15 protein-coding genes are annotated in these 22246 nt (G+C 41.9%); 9 read left to right on the plus strand and 6 right to left on the minus strand.

All coding sequences use genetic code 11. From position 1 onward, the window contains the following. Positions 1-181 precede the first annotated feature (181 nt). Complete coding sequence (locus AB0756_RS11080; RefSeq protein WP_038071969.1) at positions 182-865, minus strand: hypothetical protein; 684 nt, start codon at positions 863-865, stop codon at positions 182-184. Between the two features lie 256 nt (positions 866-1121). On the opposite strand from AB0756_RS11080, the gene galE reads away from it, so the two are divergent. Continuing rightward, entirely contained in the window at positions 1122-2120 is a 999-nt protein-coding gene (galE, locus tag AB0756_RS11085) for a UDP-glucose 4-epimerase GalE (protein ID WP_038071968.1), read from the plus strand. 80 nt (positions 2121-2200) lie between these two features. Here galE and AB0756_RS11090 read toward each other — a convergent pair whose 3' ends face one another. Both AB0756_RS11090 and AB0756_RS11095 read right to left on the minus strand, forming a co-directional pair. Beyond that, positions 2201-2890, minus strand: coding sequence for a hypothetical protein (locus tag AB0756_RS11090; RefSeq protein WP_202048573.1), 690 nt, complete (start codon positions 2888-2890; stop codon positions 2201-2203). Beyond that, the gene (locus tag AB0756_RS11095) at positions 2865-4112 is read right to left on the minus strand and encodes an urease accessory protein UreH domain-containing protein (RefSeq protein WP_050045142.1); all 1248 of its coding nucleotides are present in this window, start codon (positions 4110-4112) and stop codon (positions 2865-2867) included. The genes AB0756_RS11090 and AB0756_RS11095 overlap by 26 nt, the downstream gene beginning before the upstream one ends. Before the next feature lie 240 nt (positions 4113-4352). On the opposite strand from AB0756_RS11095, the gene AB0756_RS11100 reads away from it, so the two are divergent. Both AB0756_RS11100 and AB0756_RS11105 read left to right on the plus strand, forming a co-directional pair. After that, a complete protein-coding gene (locus tag AB0756_RS11100; protein WP_038071966.1) occupies positions 4353-5495 on the plus strand; it encodes a M28 family peptidase in 1143 nt (380 codons plus the stop codon). Positions 5496-6045: 550 nt separating this feature from the next. Next, entirely contained in the window at positions 6046-6984 is a 939-nt protein-coding gene (locus tag AB0756_RS11105) for a calcium-binding protein (RefSeq protein ID WP_050045141.1), read from the plus strand. A 211-nt stretch (positions 6985-7195) separates the two neighbouring features. Here the strand turns inward: AB0756_RS11105 and AB0756_RS11110 are convergent, their stop codons facing one another. After that, positions 7196-8176, minus strand: a complete 981-nt coding sequence (locus tag AB0756_RS11110) for a PEP-CTERM sorting domain-containing protein (protein WP_408019844.1) — start codon at positions 8174-8176, stop codon at positions 7196-7198. A gap of 905 nt (positions 8177-9081) precedes the next feature. Here AB0756_RS11110 and adhE point away from each other — a divergent pair. Continuing rightward, positions 9082-11781 (plus strand): bifunctional acetaldehyde-CoA/alcohol dehydrogenase, encoded by a 2700-nt coding sequence (adhE, locus tag AB0756_RS11115; protein WP_038071962.1) that lies wholly within the window; start codon positions 9082-9084, stop codon positions 11779-11781. Between the two features lie 60 nt (positions 11782-11841). After that, positions 11842-14664: a bifunctional acetate--CoA ligase family protein/GNAT family N-acetyltransferase gene (locus AB0756_RS11120; RefSeq protein WP_038071961.1), complete on the plus strand. Its 2823-nt coding sequence runs from the start codon at positions 11842-11844 to the stop codon at positions 14662-14664. A gap of 3 nt (positions 14665-14667) precedes the next feature. On the opposite strand, the gene AB0756_RS11125 is transcribed toward AB0756_RS11120, so the two are convergent. Then, a complete protein-coding gene (locus tag AB0756_RS11125) occupies positions 14668-15024 on the minus strand; it encodes a hypothetical protein (RefSeq protein ID WP_237265813.1) in 357 nt (118 codons plus the stop codon). Between the two features lie 250 nt (positions 15025-15274). Continuing rightward, positions 15275-15595: a TMEM14 family protein gene (locus AB0756_RS11130; protein ID WP_038071992.1), complete on the minus strand. Its 321-nt coding sequence runs from the start codon at positions 15593-15595 to the stop codon at positions 15275-15277. Between the two features lie 193 nt (positions 15596-15788). Between AB0756_RS11130 and AB0756_RS11135 the strand changes: the two genes are divergently transcribed. The 4 genes from AB0756_RS11135 to AB0756_RS11150 all read left to right on the plus strand — a co-directional run bounded on the left by AB0756_RS11135 (position 15789) and on the right by AB0756_RS11150 (position 22165). Then, on the plus strand, positions 15789-17120 hold the full coding sequence (locus AB0756_RS11135) for an ATP-binding protein (RefSeq protein WP_167844602.1): 1332 nt from the start codon (positions 15789-15791) through the stop codon (positions 17118-17120). Between the two features lie 119 nt (positions 17121-17239). Then, the gene (locus tag AB0756_RS11140; RefSeq protein WP_167844601.1) at positions 17240-18547 is read left to right on the plus strand and encodes a tellurite resistance TerB C-terminal domain-containing protein; all 1308 of its coding nucleotides are present in this window, start codon (positions 17240-17242) and stop codon (positions 18545-18547) included. Between the two features lie 71 nt (positions 18548-18618). Then, positions 18619-19956 (plus strand): ATP-binding protein, encoded by a 1338-nt coding sequence (locus AB0756_RS11145; RefSeq protein ID WP_038090808.1) that lies wholly within the window; start codon positions 18619-18621, stop codon positions 19954-19956. Position 19957: 1 nt separating this feature from the next. Beyond that, positions 19958-22165 (plus strand): DEAD/DEAH box helicase, encoded by a 2208-nt coding sequence (locus AB0756_RS11150; RefSeq protein ID WP_038090806.1) that lies wholly within the window; start codon positions 19958-19960, stop codon positions 22163-22165. Positions 22166-22246: the final 81 nt, after the last annotated feature.

A 22246-nucleotide genomic window follows, 5' to 3' on the forward strand; every position in this document is an offset into this window, starting at 1 on the left:
CTCTTTTATGTTATATCAAACCCAAATATAGCCGTCTTCTTACTGTAGGGCAATTTGAATAAAGTTTGAAGGATGAAGGATAAAGGATGAAAAAAGAATCGTATTCCGATGGAATTCCCCAACTCAATTGATAGGGCGTACTTTATACTTCATACTTCACACTTTATCCTTTTACGAAAAATTACCTTCCACCACGCAAGAAGCCAGAAATATAGTTGAGGTAAGTTTCCCACACTCGAGACGTGATTGACAGCGTTTCGGCATTAGGCACAAAGTCTTCAAGTCGCAATCCACGTCTGGTAGTATCAGCCGGGGTTTGCGCCAAGTAGGGTGCTCCGCTAACAATCCCATTTCCGACATCTGAGACACCTGCTGTTGCATTGTATGCTGATGCTACAAGTGTTTCATTTTGGGGTGTGAAGGAATCTGCCACCGAAGCAGTTAACCGATTATTTTGAAACACCATTTGACTGGTGATGGATGGATCGACCACCATCGCTGCGACTGGCGATCGCACTAGAAAATAAGCAACAGCTGGTGTACTCGCCAATAACAAAATCACCAACGCCCAACCTAGTAAATATCCTCCTGGTTGTTTTAACCCACCCTTGTCCATATTTTGTGCTGCCAGAATCATCAGCAAAATGGAGGCTCCTAGAGGTTTGAGAGGGAAAGACACCACTCTCCACAAGGAGGCAATAGCAGGTTCGTTGGGGTTGATAAAAGATAGCAAGACCACAACGAACAGAACAACCAAGAATAATCGAGCAACGAAATTTCCTTGAGGATAAAACCTCTGAAACAGAGAGTATATAATGGCTCCCACAAGCAGCCACAGTAATACTCGGCTTAACAGTACAAACATAGATTGACTCTCAAATCTTAATTTTTCGGTCAGCCTTAGGTTTTAGGTAGTGGGGTTATTGTACTGCCAAATTGTAAAAGCACTGTTACTTGACATCAAATACCTCACATCCACAAAACAACGACTACCGTCGTAGTGATTTTAGAGCAAATTCTTTCAAATGGAACAATGAATCTGTAATTTTCCTCATCAGTAATTTGCCTCCTGTAGATTGAGTTAACTTAGTTAGTAGTTTCACGATATACAAGGAAAACTTATGTCGCAAGGAAAACCCACTATTTTGGTGACAGGGGGAGCCGGATACATTGGTTCCCACACAGTGCTTGCCCTCAAGCTTGCGGGTTTTGACGTTATAGTACTCGATAATTTGGTTTACGGTCACCGCGATCTGGTAGAACAAGTTTTACAGGTCAAACTTATTGAGGGAGACACAAACGACCAAGCATTGTTAAATAATTTATTTAAAACACATGACATTGCAGCAGTTATGCATTTTTCAGCCTACGCCTACGTAGGCGAATCAGTGACCGATCCTGCAAAATACTACCGGAACAACGTTACTGGCACTCTCACTCTGTTGGAAGCGATGCTAGCAGCGTCTGTTAAAAAATTTGTATTTTCTTCTACTTGTGCAACTTATGGTGTACCCCAAGTTGTACCTATTCCAGAAGACCATCCCCAAAACCCCATCAATCCTTACGGTGCAACCAAACTCATGGTAGAAAGAATTCTATCTGATTTTGATGCTGCCTATGATTTCAAATCCGTCCGTTTCCGTTATTTTAATGCTGCTGGTGCTCATCCTCAGGGTTTGTTAGGGGAAGATCACAATCCAGAAACTCATTTGATCCCCTTGGTATTGCTAGCAGCTATGGGTAAGCGCGAATCTATCTCTGTTTTTGGAACCGATTACCCGACTCCCGATGGTACTTGTATTAGAGATTATATTCATGTTACGGATTTGGCAGATGCCCATGTTTTAGGGTTGGAATACCTGCTAAAAGGGGGTAATAGCGAAGTTTTTAACCTAGGAAATGGGAATGGCTTCTCAGTTAAAGAAGTGATTGACACTGCCAAGACAGTTACAGGAAAGGATATCAAAGTTGTGGAATGCGATCGCCGTCCCGGTGACCCACCCTCACTGATTGGAAGTGGTGAAAAAGCTAGAAAAATTCTCGGCTGGAATCCACAGTACTCATCTATTGAGAACATTATTGCTCACGCTTGGCAGTGGCATCAGAAGCGGCATAAGTAAGGAGACACGGGAGATAAGGGGGACAATAGAACTTGCTTCCTTGTCCCCCTTATCTACCCCCTCTCCCTTGTCCCAATTCCCTACTCCCTGTTTCTGCTTCGCAGTACTGCAAAAGATACACCCAAAGCAGCAAGGGCTAATGAAGCGATCGCCCAAATTGGAGTGCTTTGGGTCTGAGTGGGTTGAACATCAGTATTGAGATCTTGTACTTGTGTATTATTTGCTGCTACTGGTTCTGTAGTTGCTGAACCTACAGCAACTGTGACTGAAAACTTTAACTCAAAGGGTTGAAAATTCCCTTCTTTTTTTGGTTTGCCACTCAACTGTAATAAATAAGCCCCCGGTCTGGGAAAGACAATTTCCGATCCTGGTATACCTTTATACTTTTCTGCTACTACAGGTTGTAAAGACGGTTCTAGCAAAGGAGGTTCTTTCTGAGAATAAGGTTCAGCGTAAACAGCTAATTGGCAATTGCACTCAGTTAAAGGAATAACTTTTCCACCTCGACGGGTTAGAGCAAACCAGGTTTTGGTTGCTTCCCCCGCACGGGGATTATCATTTGGTTCTAGATGGAGAGTCGCACCTACATCTGCTGCAGTATTGACCTTGTGAGCGCGGACGGTGGAAATTGGTAGTAAAATTACAAAAATCAGTGTTAATTTGTACCAAAAAACCTTCTTTGTCAGTAGAGAAGGGAAGGTATTTTTGCTTATTTCTGTCTGAAAAGAGAGGAAAGAAGTGGGGCTAACGCGACTTGGTAGAGGAAACATAAAATTTTTGTATAGATAAGATTGACCAAAAAAAGCGCCAACGTACCAGTAAAACACCTAGTGTTACAAAGCTTAAAAGCAACACTGCTAACTTATTCTTCCAACTTAGCTGTAAAGCACCTAAGTAATGAGAACCGATGGTCACAGCATGAAAAGTACCGAACACTAAAGCAGGTAAGCTCAATAAATGAATCAGTCTCCAAAATTTGCCCAGAAACTTTTGCCAAGAATCAAAACTAGTTAAGGCAGCAGGAGTCATCAAAACCAATGCTATAGCACCAGCCACCATTCCTAATTGATACTCTTGTGTCAGGAAAAAGAAGGCTGCAAAGTTCCATTGCAATGAATGTTCCATCATGTGAGTTGTATGAGCTAATGACAGCACAAAAGCACCAACTCCCAAAGCACGACGGTAACGGAGAGGTTTTGCCCACAAACCGCTGATGGGGCGAGCAATCAGCGCCAGTACTAAAAATACCAACGCAATATGTCCAGTGTAATCTACCATGGTGTCACCAGTTCGCAAAAGCGTTAGCACACCGATAGTGAGAGTTACCCAACCACCCAAACGAAATAACTGACTGCGCTTATCTTGACCAATTAAGGCTGTAGATACGCCAACACCTAGCATCGTGGGTAAAGTGCCTAAGCCAAAAGCTAGCATTGTGGCTGCGCCCATCCACCAGTTACCAGTTTCAGCCGCTTTAATCTGGGCAGCGTAGAGGAATCCGCAGGGCATTAAACCCCATGTTATCCCCAAAAGCGCGGGTGTCCACCACTTGGTTTGTAGGGAAAGCTTGACCATTTCCGCACTCAGGCGGTTATGCAGATTGCCTTGTAAAAAAGGGTGTAACACTGGAAGACGGGGCAAAAACTCTGGATTTATTTGTCTTATCCCAAACCAAATCAGCAGAATGCCAGTTATAATCGCCATCCATTGGCGTAATTCACTTCCAATGCCTGCTAAATATCCGCTCTTGAGTAATACGGCACCTAGCGCACCAATGGCAGCACCAACTAGAGCGTAACTTAGCATTCTCCCCAAGTTTAATAATACGTGAAACAGGAATTGCTCTTGCCAACGGGGTTGCCTAGATGTCGCACTTCCTGTTTCTGAATTATGAGATAGAGAAAATGCTACTGAAAGAGGACCGCACATTCCAAAGCAGTGTCCAAAACTTCCAAGAAACCCTAGGGTTGTAATGAGCAACAAATGTAACATTAGAAAATTCAATAATTAGATATAAAATTTTTGGAGCATTGTACGTACTTTGACAGCCATATGGGGAACTCTAGATGAAGTTGGTACTTCTGTCAAAAGACAAAGTGTCAAACAAAAGCGGTTGCAACGTCCTATGCTGGGAAATTAGGAGATAAGAGGACACGTGGAGGCAGCGCGTTACTTTATTTGCTGGAGTGATGACGGCTGTCTGGTGAAAAATGAACAAGAAAGGGTTTATTAATGAAAGCAAAGAAAAAATGGTTTTGGTGGGTGCTGTTAGCTTTGACAACTATGGTTGTTGTACTGGTTGCTAAAGGATTGTTTCCACAGCCTCAAGAATCGGTTATTTATAGTATTAGAGTTGAGAATTCTGTTCCTGTCAAGAAAGATGCGGTCAATAAGAACACGGGGAATCCTCCGGTCACTACCTCTTCTCCCCATCAGTCTTTACAAGAAAAGGTCGATGGAGCACAAACAACCAGTACTCCACAAGTCTCTAGCGATAAACTGTTTTCCCATCTTCAAAAGTTAAATTTTATACGTCATACTCCTGTAGAGCGATCGCGAGCTCGCTCTTACATTAGTTCGGAACTCAAAAAATTAGGTTGGCAACCCCAACTTGAGGAGTTTACCGAGAAACAGTTGGATACCACTAGAGAAGGCGTTAATATTTTTGCGGAAAGACCCGGTACAAGTAAAGGAGCAGGTGCTATCCTAGTGGGAGCTCACTATGACAGTGTTTTCTTTTCTCCGGGCGCTGACGATAATGCGAGTGGAGTTGCTGTTATCCTGGAACTTGCACGACTCCTCGGTGCGCGTCCCACTGCCAAAACGCTGCAATTAGCTTTTTTTGATTTGGAGGAAGCGGGGCTTTTAGGTAGCAAAGCTTTTGTCAAAAATAAAGCTCACCTAGAAAATCTTGAAGGTGTTATTGTGATGGATATGGTGGGTTACGCTTGCCATACCTCAGGATGTCAGAAGTACCCATCGGGTTTGCCTGTCTCTCCAAACAGCGACAAAGGTGATTTTGTCGCTGTGGTTGGCGATGCCGAGCACTTGCCAATTCTCAATGCTTTTCAGCGAGCAAATGCTTCTCAAACTGCATTGAATAAGACAGCAATAACGTCTTCTCCTACATTGCCATCTGTACTGACTCTGCCAGTACCTCTTAAAGGTTTGCTGACACCTGATGTTTTGCGTAGCGATCATGCTCCCTTTTGGTATCAAGGCATTGGTGCTGTTTTGGTGACAGATACGGCTAATTTACGAACTCCTCACTATCACAAACCTAGTGATGTCCCAGCGACTCTTGACCGTGAATTTTTTACGGGGACAGCACAAATTGTTGTGAATGCGGCGACTGAGTTGTTGGAACGTAGTTAGTTGTGAGTGGTTAGTGGTGGGTAGGAAAATATTACACAAATTGGTACTTTTAAACCACTCAAAGGAATAATTTATATGAACTTGGTGGAATCAAAGCAAAATCTTTGATTTCACCTTTTCTAACAGCCTCTTAGAAAAGAATTTTCTAAATAAAAAAATATTCCAAAATTTTTTGTGTATGGAAGAAAAAGCTGTTACTAATGAAAGACACACAGGGATACCCAACTCATAAGATGTGACCATTTATTTTTCTAACTTTTCTCAGAAATCAATCCTACCTATTGATTGATTTCAGATGTGATTTCTAATGTCAAGCTTAAATTACTCAGCCAGAGGTTAAAGGCAGTTGCTGACAAACAGGGCATAAAAATAATTCTTTTCCCATACCCAATGACGCCAGGTGCTATCTCCTGACGGAGATACTATTTGCAAAGCACGGGTTACGACATGCCCTTATAGGCTCGTTCCTGAGGTCGGGAACCGCCCTACAGGACTAGACTCACCGCAACGCACTGGCTCTCCAATGTCCTATTTTCAAGAAGGAATATTTATGGTGATTCTTCAAGGTACTACGCAAAGCGATTATTTAGAGGGAACGCAAGACAATGATTTCCTGATTGGTGATTTAGGAGATGACATTCTTATTGGTCTATCTGGGGATGATTTTTTGGAGGGTGGAGAAGGTCGCGATCGCATAGAGGGCGGTGATGGCAACGATCTTCTCTATGCTGGGCTGAGCAAATTATCCTATGCACCGGGATATGGAGCCGATCCACAAGGTGAGAATACCTTGTATGGTGGTCAGGGTAACGATTTACTTTTTGGGTCTTTTGGAAGAGATTATTTGTATAGTGAGTCTGAAGATGACGAAATTTTAGGTCTCTGGGGTGATGACTATCTTGATGGAGGCTATGGGAATGACAAATTAGATGGCGGTTTTGGTAATGATACCCTCATTGGTGGCGATGGCAATGATGTCTTATATGATGGCAGTTATAAAACAGGCTATGGCGATGACGTTCTTGATGGTGGAAATGGTGATGACGTTCTTGATGGCGGTCAAGGGAACGATCGCCTTTTTGGTGGAAACGGTGACGATCGACTGACTGCGGCTGGTTTTATTCCTTCTGGTACTGGTGGTATCTTTGGTTTGAATGAAACAGATATCCTCGTTGGAGGACAAGGAAGAGATACGTTTCAATTGGGAGGGCGGAATGCTGCAGGAACTCTTTGTGTTTACTATGACGACCCCTATGACACAGGCGCTGGTAATGATAATGACTACGCCATGATTGCTGACTTTAAACCCAATGAAGATACTATCGAGCTTGTTGGAAAAAGTACTGACTACGTTTTGGGATCGTCTTCGGTTGGTTCTTCAGAAGGGGTAGCAATTCACGTTGTGAATGGTAAATCGCAGGAATTGATTGCGATTGTGCAGGGTGTATCAAGTTTGAATCTTCAGGACGATTACTTCAAATTTCTTTAAAGAAGGCAAACGCGTATAATTTTCCCCTCACCAAAAATGTTTGGTGAGGGGATTTTGATAATTCTTGAGGACTGATGTACTGACCAGTCCTTAGGAAATTTATTTGATTTTTCCGATTTGGAATGCAAATCTTACCTTTTATGATTAACTGATGAAAATAGATGCTAACGCTGACAACCCTAAAAATGATGTTATAAAGCACGCAATTTCACTACTTGATTTTTTTCTTCGCAAACAAGCCGCCTAAACCAAACAGAGCAAGTGCTGCCATAGTACCTGGTTCGGGAACTTGAGTTGTCTTGGAAGCGTGCGGGATGCCACTATCAGCAGTGGGTGAATTGGAAGCTACAGGAGTATTGTCTTCAGGGGTTGGATTGGAAGCTACAGGAGTGTTGTTTTCAGGAGCAGGATTGGAAACTACAGGAGTGTTGTCTTCAGGAGCAGGATTGGAAACTACAGGAGTGTTGTCTTCAGGAGCAGGATTGGAAACTACAGGAGTGTTGTTTTCAGGAGCAGGATTGGAAACTACAGGAGTGTTGTTTTCAGGAGCAGGATTGGAAACTACAGGAGTGTTGTTTTCAGGAGCAGGATTGGAAACTACAGGAGTGTTGTTTTCAGGAGCAGGATTGGAAACTACAGGAGTGTTGTTTTCAGGAGCAGGATTGGAAACTACAGGAGTGTTGTTTTCAGGAGCAGGATTGGAAACTACAGGAGTGTTGTTTTCAGGAGTTGGATTGGAAACTACAGGAATAGTGCTGCTACCAGTAGGATATTTTGTGTATTGGTATACTGTAGTGTTTTTTTGTGCCTCCTTATCGATCGGCAGTTGACTCATTTGTACACTGCTATCAATAATGACTGGCAATGCATCGCTTGTCTCATTGAATTTATTATTTCCTGCTTTAACTGAGTAAGCTACTAATTGAGTATTGGGATATTGACTCAAAACTTTATTTGGGTCATAACTCATAATCCCATCAGGAAAATTATCAATTTTCACTCTGCTAATTGTTCCAGAAGGGGACTGTAAGAACAAAACGATATGTGATATTGAATATTTATCTGGAGCATTGATAGCCAAAGTTTGTACGGCGGCAACAGAGCTACTAATTGATGCAATAATTGTTGCTAAACCAATCATAGATCCTGCTGTAGAAGCAAACAAAAATTTAGTCACTGTGCGCTTAATCATTTTTCACTTCCCAATTATTTAAAAAAACTTTTTAGTTGATGTCTCTCAACTGAATCAAGACTAACATTGGCAAAAATCTTTTTAAATCGGGATAATAACTGAACTTCTTTTATGTCAGAAATTCAATCAATATCTAGAAAAATAAAGAAAAAAATACCAAAATCCTAAGTGTTTAAAAATCCTTAATAAAGAAAATATGAAAGTAGCAACGCTTAACTTGACTGAAATATTTTCTTTACATGAAGGTGTTTGGTAATAAAAATTCATATGATAATGTGTCTTATGTTACTAAAATCTTGAAAAAAGTATGGTCGTAGAAAAGTCAGTTTTTTAGAAATGAATCTTTAATGCGATCGCTCGCGAACATCATTGTCTTTCTTATTTCTCAATACCCAGGTTTATCTCAAAAAATATGGTATATTTTTTTACTTTTTCTTAAAAGGTTTTCTGTAGTTATGGTATCATTGTCTAAATTCAACCTAAGTACTTACCCGGTTTTCCAGAGTACCCGCGTGGTCAGCCCAAAACCTGGTTTCTATCTGTTGGCACCTTAATCTAGAGATTGGTGAGTCCCTGCCTACCTAAGAGATTACCTATGGGCATAGGGCTGGCATTGCCAACCCTACAAAAATCGTTAAGCTTAGCGCAGAAAGGCGTAATAATAAAACGTTTCCTTTTTAAATAGGTACTATGACGCCTGTCAGTACCTAGTTAATAGGGATTGTACCTATTTCTTTCGCCAACGTGCGTGTTCAGATCCTTTCAACAATCGGGGATCGTTCAGCGCCTCACAATGAATTTGGTTAAGTACTAATTCTTCACAAGTTCCTCAATTTTGCCTTCTAACTTTACAGGTGAGGCAAGTGAATATTCCACAAATATTTCACAAAGGACACAAACAAACTATGAGAGTTACAAATCTCGAAGAACTAGAACAACTTATCCAACGCGTTAAAGCAGCTCAAGAAGTCTTTGCCACCTACACTCAACAGCAAATAGACCAAATTTTCAAAAAAGCGGCTCAAGCTGCGAACGCCCAACGCATACCCCTAGCAAAAATGGCGGTTGCGGAAACAGGCATGGGCATTGTAGAAGACAAAGTTATTAAAAACCACTTTGCATCTGAATATATTTATAACAAGTACAAGCAAGAACGTACTTGTGGCGTTATTGAAGACGATAAATCTTTTGGTATTCAAAAAATTGCGGAACCAGTAGGGATCGTAGCTGGAATTGTTCCTGTCACCAACCCAACATCAACCACTATCTTCAAAGCTCTAATTTCTCTCAAAACACGCAACGCCATTATCTTTTCTCCTCACCCCCGTGCGCCTCGTTGCACTATAGAAGCGGCAAAAATAATTCTAGAGGCGGCTGTGGCTGCAGGTGCGCCTGAAGATATCATTGGTTGGATTGATGAACCGACGGTGGAACTCTCGAAAGCATTAATGCAACACCCTGAAGTGAAGCTGATTTTGGCAACGGGTGGACCCGCTATGGTGAAAGCAGCTTATTCATCGGGACATCCATCATTGGGTGTAGGTGCTGGAAACACTCCAGCTGTCATTGATAGTTCTGCAGATATTCAAACGGCAGTTAGCTCGATTACGATCAGTAAAACCTTTGATAATGGGATGATTTGCGCTTCCGAGCAGTCTGTCATCGTTGTGGATTCAGTATACGAGCAAGTTAAACAAGAATTTATCCGTCGTGGTGCTTATGTTTTGACAGGGGAAGAAAAAGAAAAATTAGGCAATTTAGTGCTTAAAGAGGGTCGTTTGAATGCAGCGATTGTCGGACAATCGGTAGAGTCTCTTGCAAATTTGGCAGGAATTGACCTAAAACGGGTTGCGATCGCAAATCATGGCGAACAAGTCTATTGTCCACTACCCACCAGTTACAAAGTTTTAATTGCTGAAGTAGAAGACATTGGGAGTCACGAACCTTTTGCTCATGAGAAGCTATCGCCAATACTTGCAATGTATCGAGCCAGAAACTACCACGAAGCAGTTCAAAAAGCTCAAAAGTTGGTGGCTTTTGGCGGTCCCGGACACACTGCAGTCCTTTATACAGACCCGGCGAATCTAGATGATATTGTTTACTTTGAGAACACTCTTAAGACAGCACGACTGCTCATCAATACTCCTTCTTCTCAAGGTGCGATCGGCGACCTCTACAACTTTAAACTCGATCCTTCGTTAACTTTAGGTTGTGGGACTTGGGGCGGGAATACAGTTTCAGATAACGTAGCTCCTCACCACTTACTAAATATTAAAACGGTGTCAGAACGACGGGAAAATATGCTCTGGTTCCGCGTACCACCCAAAATCTACTTTAAGTACGGCTGTTTACCTGTAGCATTGCGCGAGCTAGCTGATAAAAAACGAGCTTTTATCGTCACTGACAAACCGTTATTTAATTTAGGCATCTTAGAGAAGGTAACTAAAGTTCTAGATCAAATCGGAGTTAGTTACGATATCTTCCACGATGTTGAACCCGATCCTACACTCTCCAATGTCGAGCGGGGGCTTGCTTTACTTAGAAACTATCAACCAGATGTGATTATAGCTGTTGGTGGTGGTTCGCCCATGGATGCTGCTAAAGTCATGTGGTTGATGTACGAACATCCAGAAGTTGAATTTGAAGGGTTGGCGATGCGGTTTATGGATATCCGCAAGCGAGTTTACGAACTCCCCGCACTGGGTCAAAAAGCAACAATGGTAGCGATCCCCACGACTTCTGGAACGGGTTCGGAAGTGACACCCTTTGCAGTGGTTACAGATGACCGTGTGGGAGTGAAGTATCCTCTTGCTGATTATGCCTTGACTCCAAACATGGCAATTGTCGATCCTGAGTTAGTGCTGAGCATGCCCAAGCAACTCACAGCTTACGGTGGTTTGGATGCTCTCACCCACGCTCTCGAATCTTATGTATCGGTTTTAGCAACGGAATTTACAGAAGGGTTGGCGCTTGAGGCTATTGGGCTACTGTTTAAGTATTTGCCACGTTCTTATAAGAACGGTGCTAAAGACCCAGAGGCAAAAGAGAAAGTCCACTATGCAGCTACAATTGCTGGAATGGCATTTGCAAATGCGTTTTTGGGAGTTTGTCATTCCATGGCTCATAAGTTGGGATCGACTTTCCACGTTCCTCACGGTTTGGCAAATGCACTGCTGATTTCTCACACGATCCGCTACAACGCTACAGATATACCCTTTAAGCAAGCTATCTTCCCACAATATAAATATCCTCATGCCAAAGAACGGTACGCAGAGATTGCCGATTATCTAAAATTGGGTGGCAATACTCTTGAGGAAAAAGTGGAGAAACTTGTTGAAGCCGTGGAAAACTTGAAGCGGGAAGTTGAAGTTCCCAGCACGATTAAAGAAACTCTTAACGAGACCGAACAAGAGTTTTATGCCAAAGTTGAGGAAATGGCGGAACGTGCGTTTGATGACCAATGCACCGGAGCAAATCCACGTTATCCTCTGATTGACGACCTGAAGGAATTGTATATTTTGGCTTACTTGGGCTGTAAGAAAAGTGCGGCTCCATTCCATGAAGAATCGATAGCAACACCTACGACTGAATTAGCAACAAATTAGGACGCCTGTAAAGATGCGCTATGGCGTGTCTTTACAAAGCTTAAACAAGGAATTTCCATCATGCAACAGTTAACGGAACGCACGCCAGACCGAGCATACGACATTCTCCGCTCGGAATACCGCCCTCTGGATGCTATTTTTACACCCAAAGCGATCGCAGTCATTGGAGCAACAGAAAGACCGGGGAGTGTTGGACGTACCGTACTTTGGAATCTCATCAGTAATTCTTTTGGCGGTACGGTATACCCCGTCAATCCGCAACGCCGTAATGTTTTGGGAATTAAAGCATATCCCAACATTGCGGAAGTCCCAGAACAAGTAGATTTAGCTGTGATTGCGACACCAGCTCCTACGGTTCCGGGAATCATCAGTCAATGTGTTGGTGCGGGAGTCAAGGGCGCAATCGTTTTATCAGCCGGTTTTAAGGAAACAGGAGCGGCTGGCTTTGAATTGGAACAGCAAGTTCTCGAACAAGTCCGCCAGGGTAAAATGCGACTGATCGGACCTAACTGTCTGGGTGTTATGAATCCCATTACGGGTTTAAATGCTACCTTTGCTAATGGCATGGCTCGACCCGGTACGGTTGGTTTTATCAGTCAAAGTGGAGCACTTTGTACTTCTATTTTGGATTGGAGCAGACGTGAAAATGTAGGTTTTAGTGCTTTTGTCTCCATTGGCTCCATGCTGGATGTAGATTGGGGCGATCTGATTTACTATCTCGGTGATGACCCGCAAACACAAAGCATAGTGATTTACATGGAATCTATTGGGAACGCCCGTTCGTTCCTTTCAGCAGCACGGGAAGTCGCCCTTACAAAACCAATTATTGTGATTAAAGCAGGTCGTACTGAAGCCGCCGCACAAGCAGCCGCTTCTCATACAGGGGCTTTAGCTGGTAGTGATGCTGTTCTAGATGCTGCGTTTCGTCGTTGTGGCGTACTGCGAGTGAATAGTATCGCCGACTTGTTTGATATGGCAGAGGTGCTCGCAAAGCAGCCCCGTCCAAAAGGACCGCGCCTCACAATTATTACCAATGCTGGAGGACCGGGTGTTCTAGCAACTGATGCTCTTATTGGTAGTGGTGGAGAATTGGCAGATTTATCTCCCGATACGCACTCAGCTTTAGAAAAGATCTTGCCACCACATGGCAGTCACAGCAATCCTATCGATATTTTGGGTGATGCCGATCCAGAACGGTATATTCAATCACTGGAAATTGCTGCGGGCGATCGCAACAGTGATGGATTGTTAGTCATACTCACGCCTCAGGCTATGACCGACCCAAGCCAAACAGCCAAAAAGTTTCAAGCTTCTGTAGCGACTTTACAAACAACATCCCTGCGCGGTAAGCCCATTCTTGCCAGTTGGATGGGTGGAACCGATGTAGCAGAAGGTGAAAGTATTCTCAATCAAGCAGGTATTCCCACTTATAATTATCCTGATGCGGCAGCTCGAGCATTTAGCTATATGTGGAAGTATAGCTATAACTTAAGAGGTATTTACGAAACGCCAGTTTTACCGTGTGCTTTTGGGGAAGGTGTGCTCAACCGCACTCAAGTTGAACAAATTATTCAAAACGCCCAACAGGAAAACCGAGCTCTTCTCACCGAGTTTGAATCAAAACAGGTGCTAGCAGCTTACGGCATTCCTACAGTACAAACGTGTATTTCTACAAGTGAAGAGCAAGCAGTTGCTTGTGCAGAAGCGATTGGTTACCCTGTAGTTGTTAAATTACTTTCCAAAACCATTACTCACAAGACTGATGTTGGTGGCGTGAAGTTAAATCTTACCGACGCTGACGAAGTTCGGAGTGCTTACCGTTCCATTCAATCTTCTGTTGGTAAATGGGCAGAAAGCAGAAGACAATCAGACACACCCCCCTCCCCCTCTCCTCTCTTTGAAGGAGTCACCGTACAACCCATGGTCAAACTTGATGGCTATGAGTTAATTGTTGGTAGCAGTATAGATCCGCAGTTTGGTCCGGTGTTAGTGTTTGGTACGGGTGGTCAACTTGTAGAGGTATTTAGCGATCGCGCGATCGCTCTTCCACCACTCAACAGTACGTTAGCACGCCGGATGATGGAGCAAACCCGAATTTACAAAGCACTCCAAGGAGTTCGGGGGCGGGAAGCAGTCGATATGGGAGCATTAGAGCAACTGCTAGTGAGATTTAGTCAACTTGTCGTCGAGCAACCGTGGATTAAAGAAATTGATATTAATCCCTTATTGGCAAAACCCGTAGCAGGAAATGAAAATTCCCCACACCCTTCTCTGATTGCTTTAGATGCTCGTATTGTTTTACACGATGCAGATACGGATCTAGAGCAACTACCAAAGCTTGCTATTAAACCTTATCCAACCCAATATGTGGCTCCTTGGACATTAGCAGATAGTACTCCAGTCACCATTCGCCCCATCCAGCCAGAAGATGAACCTTTGTTAGTAAAATTTCACAAAACTTTATCTGAAGAAAGCGTTTATTTTCGCTATTTCCACATGATTAAGTTGAAATCTAGAGTGGCTCACGAACGGCTCACGCGGATGTGTTTCATTGATTACGATCGCGAAATGGCACTTGTTGCCGATTATATCAATCCCCAAACTGGAGAACATCAGATTTTAGCAGTTGGGCGGTTGAGCAAATTGCACGGCAAAAATGAAGCAGAATTTGCCATGCTTGTGAGTGACCCATATCAGTGTCGCGGATTGGGAACGGAGTTAGTTCGACAACTCATACAAGTTGGTCGCGATGAAAAGTTAGAGCGAATTTCTGCCGAAATTTTGGCAGAAAACTACGGTATGCAAAGAGTTTGTGAAAAACTTGGTTTCCATATCTATCGCAGTTCTGAAGCTTCTGTAGTGAAAGCAGAAATTTGTATTTAATCATCAACCAAACCAATGAGAAGGAGCAAAGCTAGGGTCAAGTTCTTCAGTTATTTGACGGCTTAGCTCTTCTTCGTTTTTATGACAAATATTTTCAATTTCCCGATGAATTAAGCCTTTAATACATTCTTTTTCGTCCAAAGAACAAGGCAATGAATTCAGGCTAATGGATGATGGTTTTTGAGGAGTATCGACAACTACATAGCAATTAGAGATTTGACTCAGAACACGAGCAGTCAGTTCTTGGCGCAGGTCGGGAATCGAAAAAGCTTTTTGATAGGGATGATGGGGATAGGTTTCAAGAACCGCATCAATTTCTCTAACAATAGCAGCCAAAGTTAAATTAACAATAGTTTTCATAATTCCTCTCGCTTACCCTACGAGCCCTTTATCGGGACTTGTACGCGGGCTCTACTTTTATGCTTCCAATGTAGGTAATTAATATGAGAAACTTGTGAGGAAAAAGTATTGCATCGGTAAATCTATTGAATTAATATTAAGTTTTACAAATTTCCGCCTGCCACTCGTTCCCAGGCTCAGCCTGGGAACGAGGTGACGAGGTGATAGAAAGTTTTTAGGACTTATCAAAATTTACGGAGCGAGTCCTAATTCACTTCAACGCTGCCAATTGCTTTACCATAATTGCCAGTGCCAATGCACCTAGGGTAATCATCAATCCTGCAGGCATAAACTTTCGCGTTTTAGCTAATCGGAATGCGAAGAAAACAACTAAAATGGCAGTGATACCAGACGCTAAAATCACTCCCCAACTTTGTCCTTGAAATTGGACAAAAGCCGCGAAAAGCAGTAAGACACCGCTCAAACTACCACTTACAAGCGAAATCGTACTACTACTTTTGAAGTAGCCAATAATACCACCAAAAATGACTAAAATGCCGTAGGCAAGCGCTGCAACAATACCTAAAGTCATTGTTAAAACCTGTGTAGATTTTGATTTTGCTGCAAGCATCGGCAGAAAATCTACCATAACTCTCAACCAACATCACATTAAAATATACCAATCTGAAAAAAGAATGCTACAGATCATTGGATAAAAATAAGCTCTAGCAAGGCTTTATCAATCCAAAATCTACGCATCCACGCATCCAAAATGGTATTAATTGATGGATAATCAAGTAGTTGCAAAGGTTCAGTTTCTCCAACGTCAAGCAGCATCCCTTTTACTCTACCAATCTGTTCTTCACGGCGAAGCGGGGAAAGCATTTCTTGATTTGTTGCAAGCTATACGCTATATTGATGCGGATGCGCGAGGTTGTCTTCAAGCCTACGGCAGTTATTTCAAATGCTTAGCTGCAAGAGGTCAAAACTGGGAAGATTATCTCGTGACTCAAATCCTTAGAGATGACAATCCTTTTTCTCGACTTGCTCAAAAGCAAGAATTCGAGAAAATGCCATATTCTTTGATAGCAGCAGCAGAGCACGATTTACAAGCGCTGCAACGTCTTTATGAGTGCAGTAGCGCGACTTTAAGTGAGTGGGTGCAAGCCGGAGCATATTTACCTATATCACCAGTGGTGTGGTATGTGGAGCCAGAGGAGGCGGTGGGAGATAAGGAATTACCCGTAATAGAAAAACTACAATATTTAGAAAATTGGGCTGACGCAGTTGAAGAATTGGCTGTATATTATCGTAAATCCGGTACTGGTTTGTTGGCAGAGTGTCAAGCTTTGCGCTGGGAAGCAGGACAGTTTGTTGGAATATACCATCCCGATCCAATTCGTTTGAATCAATTGACCGGTTATGAGGCTCAAAAGGAAGCTTTGTTAAAAAACACTCAGTTTTTATTATCAGGACAGGTCGCCTTACACGTACTGCTGTACGGGAGCCGTGGTTCGGGAAAATCGTCTTTAGTCAAAGCTTTGTTAAATGAATATGGCGAACAAAACTTACGCTTGGTGGAAGTGGCAAAATCTGAATTAAAAGATTTACCAAAAATTGTGGAACAGTTACGCGGTTTACCACAAAAATTTATTATCTTTGTTGACGACCTTTCTTTTGAGGAAGATGATGATGCGTTTAAAGCGCTCAAAGTGGTGTTAGAAGGGAACTTGACAGCAAGACCTCAAAATGCCGTCGTATACGCCACCTCGAACCGCCGTCACTTAATTCGAGAATTTTTTGCCGATAGACCCTCTCCTAAGGAAAATGACGAAATTCATGCTTGGGATACCATGCAGGAAAAGCTTTCTTTTAGCGATCGCTTTGGTTTGACTTTGACTTTTGAACCAGCCGATCAAAAAACTTACTTGCAAATTGTCCGTCATCTTGCACTCAAAGCTGAAATTGGAATATCTCAGGAGGACTTAGAACGTCAAGCTTTGCAATGGGCGACCCGTCATAACGGTCGTTCCGGAAGGACAGCACGACAGTTTGTTGACTTCTTAAAATCAGATTTGGCACTATCTAGGGACTGGGAGCTAGGGATGGGGGACTAGAGACTGGGGACTAAAAAATCGATGACCAATCCCCCAATCCCCCAATTCCCCCATCCCCTTATCCCCAGAGGGGACTCCTACCTTCCCCAATCCTCTTTTTTAAAACCTTAACTATAACTATGTTAAAAACCAGCAGTCACCAATCAGCGATGGTCAGCAATCGGTTTATTATAGGTATAATTGCTTTTGGCGTCAGTTTTAGTCTCAGCCTCTTCCTGAGTTGGGATTTTAATAAAGCCTTTGTTACAGGTTTGGTCACCGTACCTGCGACTTATCTAGCTGCATTTTTTGTAGATAAACGACGCCGAAACAATGAAATGCTTGTTTTAGATTCTCTCCAAAGGAGAATTCAAGAACTTGAAGGGCTGAAATTTCGCATTGTTTCAGAAATTAAGCAACTTGAAGCACATAATGCTTTACTTTATTCAGAATCCGGTAAATTACAAAATCAGCTTGTAGAACGTCGCACTCAAAGAGATAGTCTTCATCGAGAACTTAGCTCTTTTTTCATAGAAAAGCAGAAGTTAGAAGCAGAAATTAATTATCTTCAAAACGAGCTACATACACTAGATAAGACAAAAGTAGACTTGAATCATTCTTTCTCTGCTCTCACTTCAGAAAAACGCCGTTTGGAATTAAATTGCAATGTGTCTCGTGTTGAGGTGACAAATTTACAAAATCAGCTTCTTGAACTTCAACAACAAAAACAAGAACTAGAAAGTAGTATTACCCTGCTTAACAGACTCAAGCCACCACTCGAAGAAAAATTGTATGAGTTGCGAATTGAAATTCACGAGATGGAAGTGCAAGAACAACAGCAATCTTTGTTACTGACAGCTAAAAAAGCTGAGCGAGAAAGCATAGAAGCAAGCTTAAATTCTTTACATGAAGAACTCACGGAGCAACGGAGAGAGCTAGAACAGTTACAAGGACAAGTTTCATTACTTCTTGAGGAACGCGACCAATTACAAAACCAGGTCTGGGAACTGCTCCAACAAATGGAAACTTTAACTTCCGATCCAACTTTTGATAATAATGAGCAAAACAGAGAAGCAGAGTTTTTCCCCTTCTCTGAGTTTATGGATTCTTTAGAACCAGTAAATAGTTTAGCAGATAATTTGGAAGATTCATCGGAAGAATGGGCTAAACTCGTAGAAAAGCTCCCAAATTATGAAATTCAGGTTTTAGCAGCTATACTAGAACAAGAGAACCCCAATCCTACAATAAAAAAGATCGCAGAAGACAACATCACAATGCCAAATTTGCTAATTGACTCTATCAACGAACTCGCTCGAGATACAATTGGTGAACTGTTAATTGATACAGCATCAGACAAGCCTGTAATTTATCAAGAGTACATAACAGATGTCAAAAAAGCGATCGCAATCCATCAAGATATAATGGCTAGGCAAACCTCAAGAAATTAAAGGCATCTACATATTTATATTCTCGTCACTGGATCTCAACCAAATAACGAGAATAGAACGAGGTGATTTACATGGCAAAGCTGAAAATATCAAAAAAAGTATCTACTGCTTTAATGAACTCTCTAGGTGCGGGAGTCGTACCGAGATTGGGGTTAGAGCATATAGCAGTAGGAAGAGAAAAAGAACTGAAAAGTTTATTGCAAAATCTTGATGATATAGCCGAGGGTGTAGCAGCATTTCGCTTTGTAGTTGGTAACTATGGTTCTGGAAAAAGCTTCATGCTACAGTTAGTCCGCAGCTATGCTATGGAGCAAGGTTTTGTAGTTGCTGATGCTGATTTATCCCTGGAACGCCGGCTTGCTGGAAGTAATAACGAAGGTTTGGCAACCTATCGAGAATTAATGAGTCACCTCGCCACAAAAACTCGCCCTGATGGTGGTGCTTTAGTTTCTATTTTAGAAGGATGGATTAACAAAATCCAACAAGAGGTCGCAAAAGAAAGTGGAATGCGTCCCAATGATGAAGGTTTTGACGACAAAGTAGAAGAGAAAATTCGAGAAGTAGTTCAGTATATCGAAGATTTAGTTCATGGTTTTGATTTTGGGAGCGTTATTGTCGCTTACTGGCGGGGCTATCGATTGGATGAGGATAATTTAAAAAATGCTGCTCTCAAGTGGTTGCGGGGGGAATTTACTACAAAAATTGAGGCAAAAGCAGCCTTAGGAGTTCGCGTTATTATTGATGATGAAACGTGGTATGACTACCTTAAGTTATTAGCCAAGTTTGTTGCTGAAATTGGTTATAAAGGGCTTATTGTTCTGCTTGATGAAGCCGTGTATTTGTACAAAATACCGACTACAGTAACCCGTGAAAAAAATTACAACAGATTGTTGGGAATGTTTAATGACACCATGCAATGTAAGGCAGAACATCTTGGAATTATTATTGGTGGAACGACAAGATTTTTAGAAGATCCCAATCGGGGACTTTTTTCTGATTCTGCTTGGCGAAGACGTACCAAAGAAAGCCGTTTTGCGTCACAAGCTGGAGTACAGGAATTTTTGGGTCCCGTACTGCGTCTGAATCCGCTTGTAGAAGAGGAAATTCTCATCCTTTTGCAAAGATTAGCTGAGATTCATGCATTTAATTATGGTTACGAGCAAACTTTGACAAATAGAGACTTGAAAGAGTTTGTCCGAGAAATTGTCAGTCGGTTAGGTGCTGAAGCTTTGCTGACTCCTGGTGAAATTGTACGGGATTTTATTAGTGTGGTAAATGTTCTCTACCAAAATCCCAATTTTACTTTTAAAACACTCATCCATGGCACTGATTTTAAACCGACTTCTATCAGAAAAAATATAAATATCAATGTAGATGAAGATGATGATGTTGCAGAAATAAGTCTGTGAAATGAGTGAGACTATTTTTTCCAAACTTGCACCCTTTATTCAGGAATATATTTACGATCGCAACTGGACTGAATTAAGACCAGTTCAAATCGAAGCCTGTAAAGTCATTTTTAACACTGATGCTCATTTGCTGGTGACGGCTGGAACAGCTGCGGGAAAAACAGAAGCGGCTTTTCTACCTGTTTTGACTGAATTGTACGATAATCCTGCGACTACAATTGGAGCTTTGTATATTGGTCCTATTAAAGCTCTAATTAACGATCAATTTGAACGATTGAATGACTTGTTAAAAGAAGCGGAAATACCTGTTTGCTGTTGGCATGGTGATGTTTCTCAAAGTCATAAAAACAAGCTTTTGAAAACCCCTAGAGGAATTTTGCAAATTACGCCGGAATCTTTGGAAAGTTTGTTAATTAACAAACACAATGAATTGTTTCGTCTGTTTGGAGATTTGCGGTTTGTCATTATTGATGAAATTCACGTCTTTATGGGTTCGGAACGTGGTTGTCAAATTCTTTGCCAGTTGACGCGCTTGGAGAGGGTAATTGATAAAGAACCTCGCAGGATTGGGTTGTCGGCGACGTTAGGGGATTATTCGATGGCTGAGGAGTGGTTGCGCTCTGGGACTAAAAGAGCGGTTGTTACTCCAAAAATGGAGGTGGGGAAGCGTCAAATTAAGTTGGCTGTGGAGCATTTTTATGTTGGTGATATAAACCGCAGAGGCGCTGAGGGCGCTGAGGAAAGAGAGGAGGAGCTAGGTGAGTGCGATCGCTATATTTTTAATTTGAGTCAGTCGCGAAAGTGTCTGATTTTTGCTAACAATAAGTCTCAGACGGAATCGGTTATTGGAGCATTGCGAAAAATTGCTCGTGAGGAGGGGGAGGACGATATTTATCACGTCCATCATGGCAGTATTTCTGCTCGTTTGCGTCAAGCGGCTGAAAGTGCTATGCGCGAACCCAATCGTCCGGCTGTCACAGCTGCAACCTTAACTTTGGAATTGGGTATCGATATCGGTTATTTGGAACGTGTCATTCAGTTGGAATCTCCTTTTTCTGTTGCTAGTTTTTTACAAAGGTTGGGTCGTACTGGGAGAAGAGGAGAAGCGGCTGATATGCGTTTTGTCTGTGCTGAAGAGGAGATCTCTTCGGAAAAGTCTTTACCAGAACAAATCCCTTGGCAACTTTTACAGTGTATTGCTATTATTCAACTTTATTTAGAGGAGCGTTGGATTGAGCCAATTAAGAATCCTAAATATCCCGTGAGTTTGTTGTATCAACAAATGATGAGTATTTTATTATCTGAAGGTGAAATGTCACCTTCTCACTTGGCAAAAAAAGTTTTAAGTTTGCCCATTTTTGGCAATATTTCTAGAGAAGATTTTAAATTATTAATAAATTACTTAATTGACATCAATCATGTCCAGTTAACGGAAAAAGGTAACGTAATTCTTGGTTTGACAGGGGAAAAAGTTGTTGGAAAATTTCAATTTTATGCTGTTTTTTCTGACGCTCGGGAGTATGCTGTCAAACAGGGTAATACGGACATTGGCAGTATCTCTACACCAATCCCTGTAGGAAATGTCTTCGCTTTGGCGGGTAGAACTTGGGAAGTTACGGAAGTTGATTTCAAAAAAAGGATTGTTTTGGTAAAACAGGGAGAAGGTCAATCAAGTATTTACTGGCGTGGGGGTAGTAGCACTATTCATACAAAAGTTTTGCAAAGAATGCGTCAAGTTTTGTGTGAAGAGACAGAATATAGCTATTTACAAAAAAATGCCTTACAAAGATTGCATTCGGCTCGCAAATTGGCAAAAGACTCTGGATTGGATACAAGTTATATCGTGCAATTAGAAAAAGGTAAGTGTTGTATTTTTCCTTGGATGGGGACTGTTGCTTATCGAACTTTAGAAAGATTGCTGAACTCTTTTTGTCGGGAATCTCTAGAAATTAAAAGTATGAGTGGCAATAATCCTTATTTTTTAATAATAAAACTAGCGCCAGAAAAATTAAAATATTTGCAATCGGAAATTCTTTCCCTATGCGAGCAAAGAATTCCCAATGCAGCTTTAGTCAGTACTTCTGAAGCACCGCAGATGCAAAAGTATGATGAATTTATTCCTTACCCACTTCTACGGAAAGCATTTGCTAACGATTATTTAGATATGATGGAGCTTAGAGAATGTTTTAAAAGTTCTGGGCGAATATAAGTCGCTACTATACAAATAAAGTCTGCCTGCGCGGACTACTAGTTAAAGAATCAAGGTTTTGAAACCCACGTAGGTGGGTTT

This window comes from Tolypothrix campylonemoides VB511288_2 (assembly GCF_045999855.1).
Taxonomy (GTDB): Bacteria; Cyanobacteriota; Cyanobacteriia; order Cyanobacteriales; family Nostocaceae; genus Scytonema; species Scytonema bouteillei_A.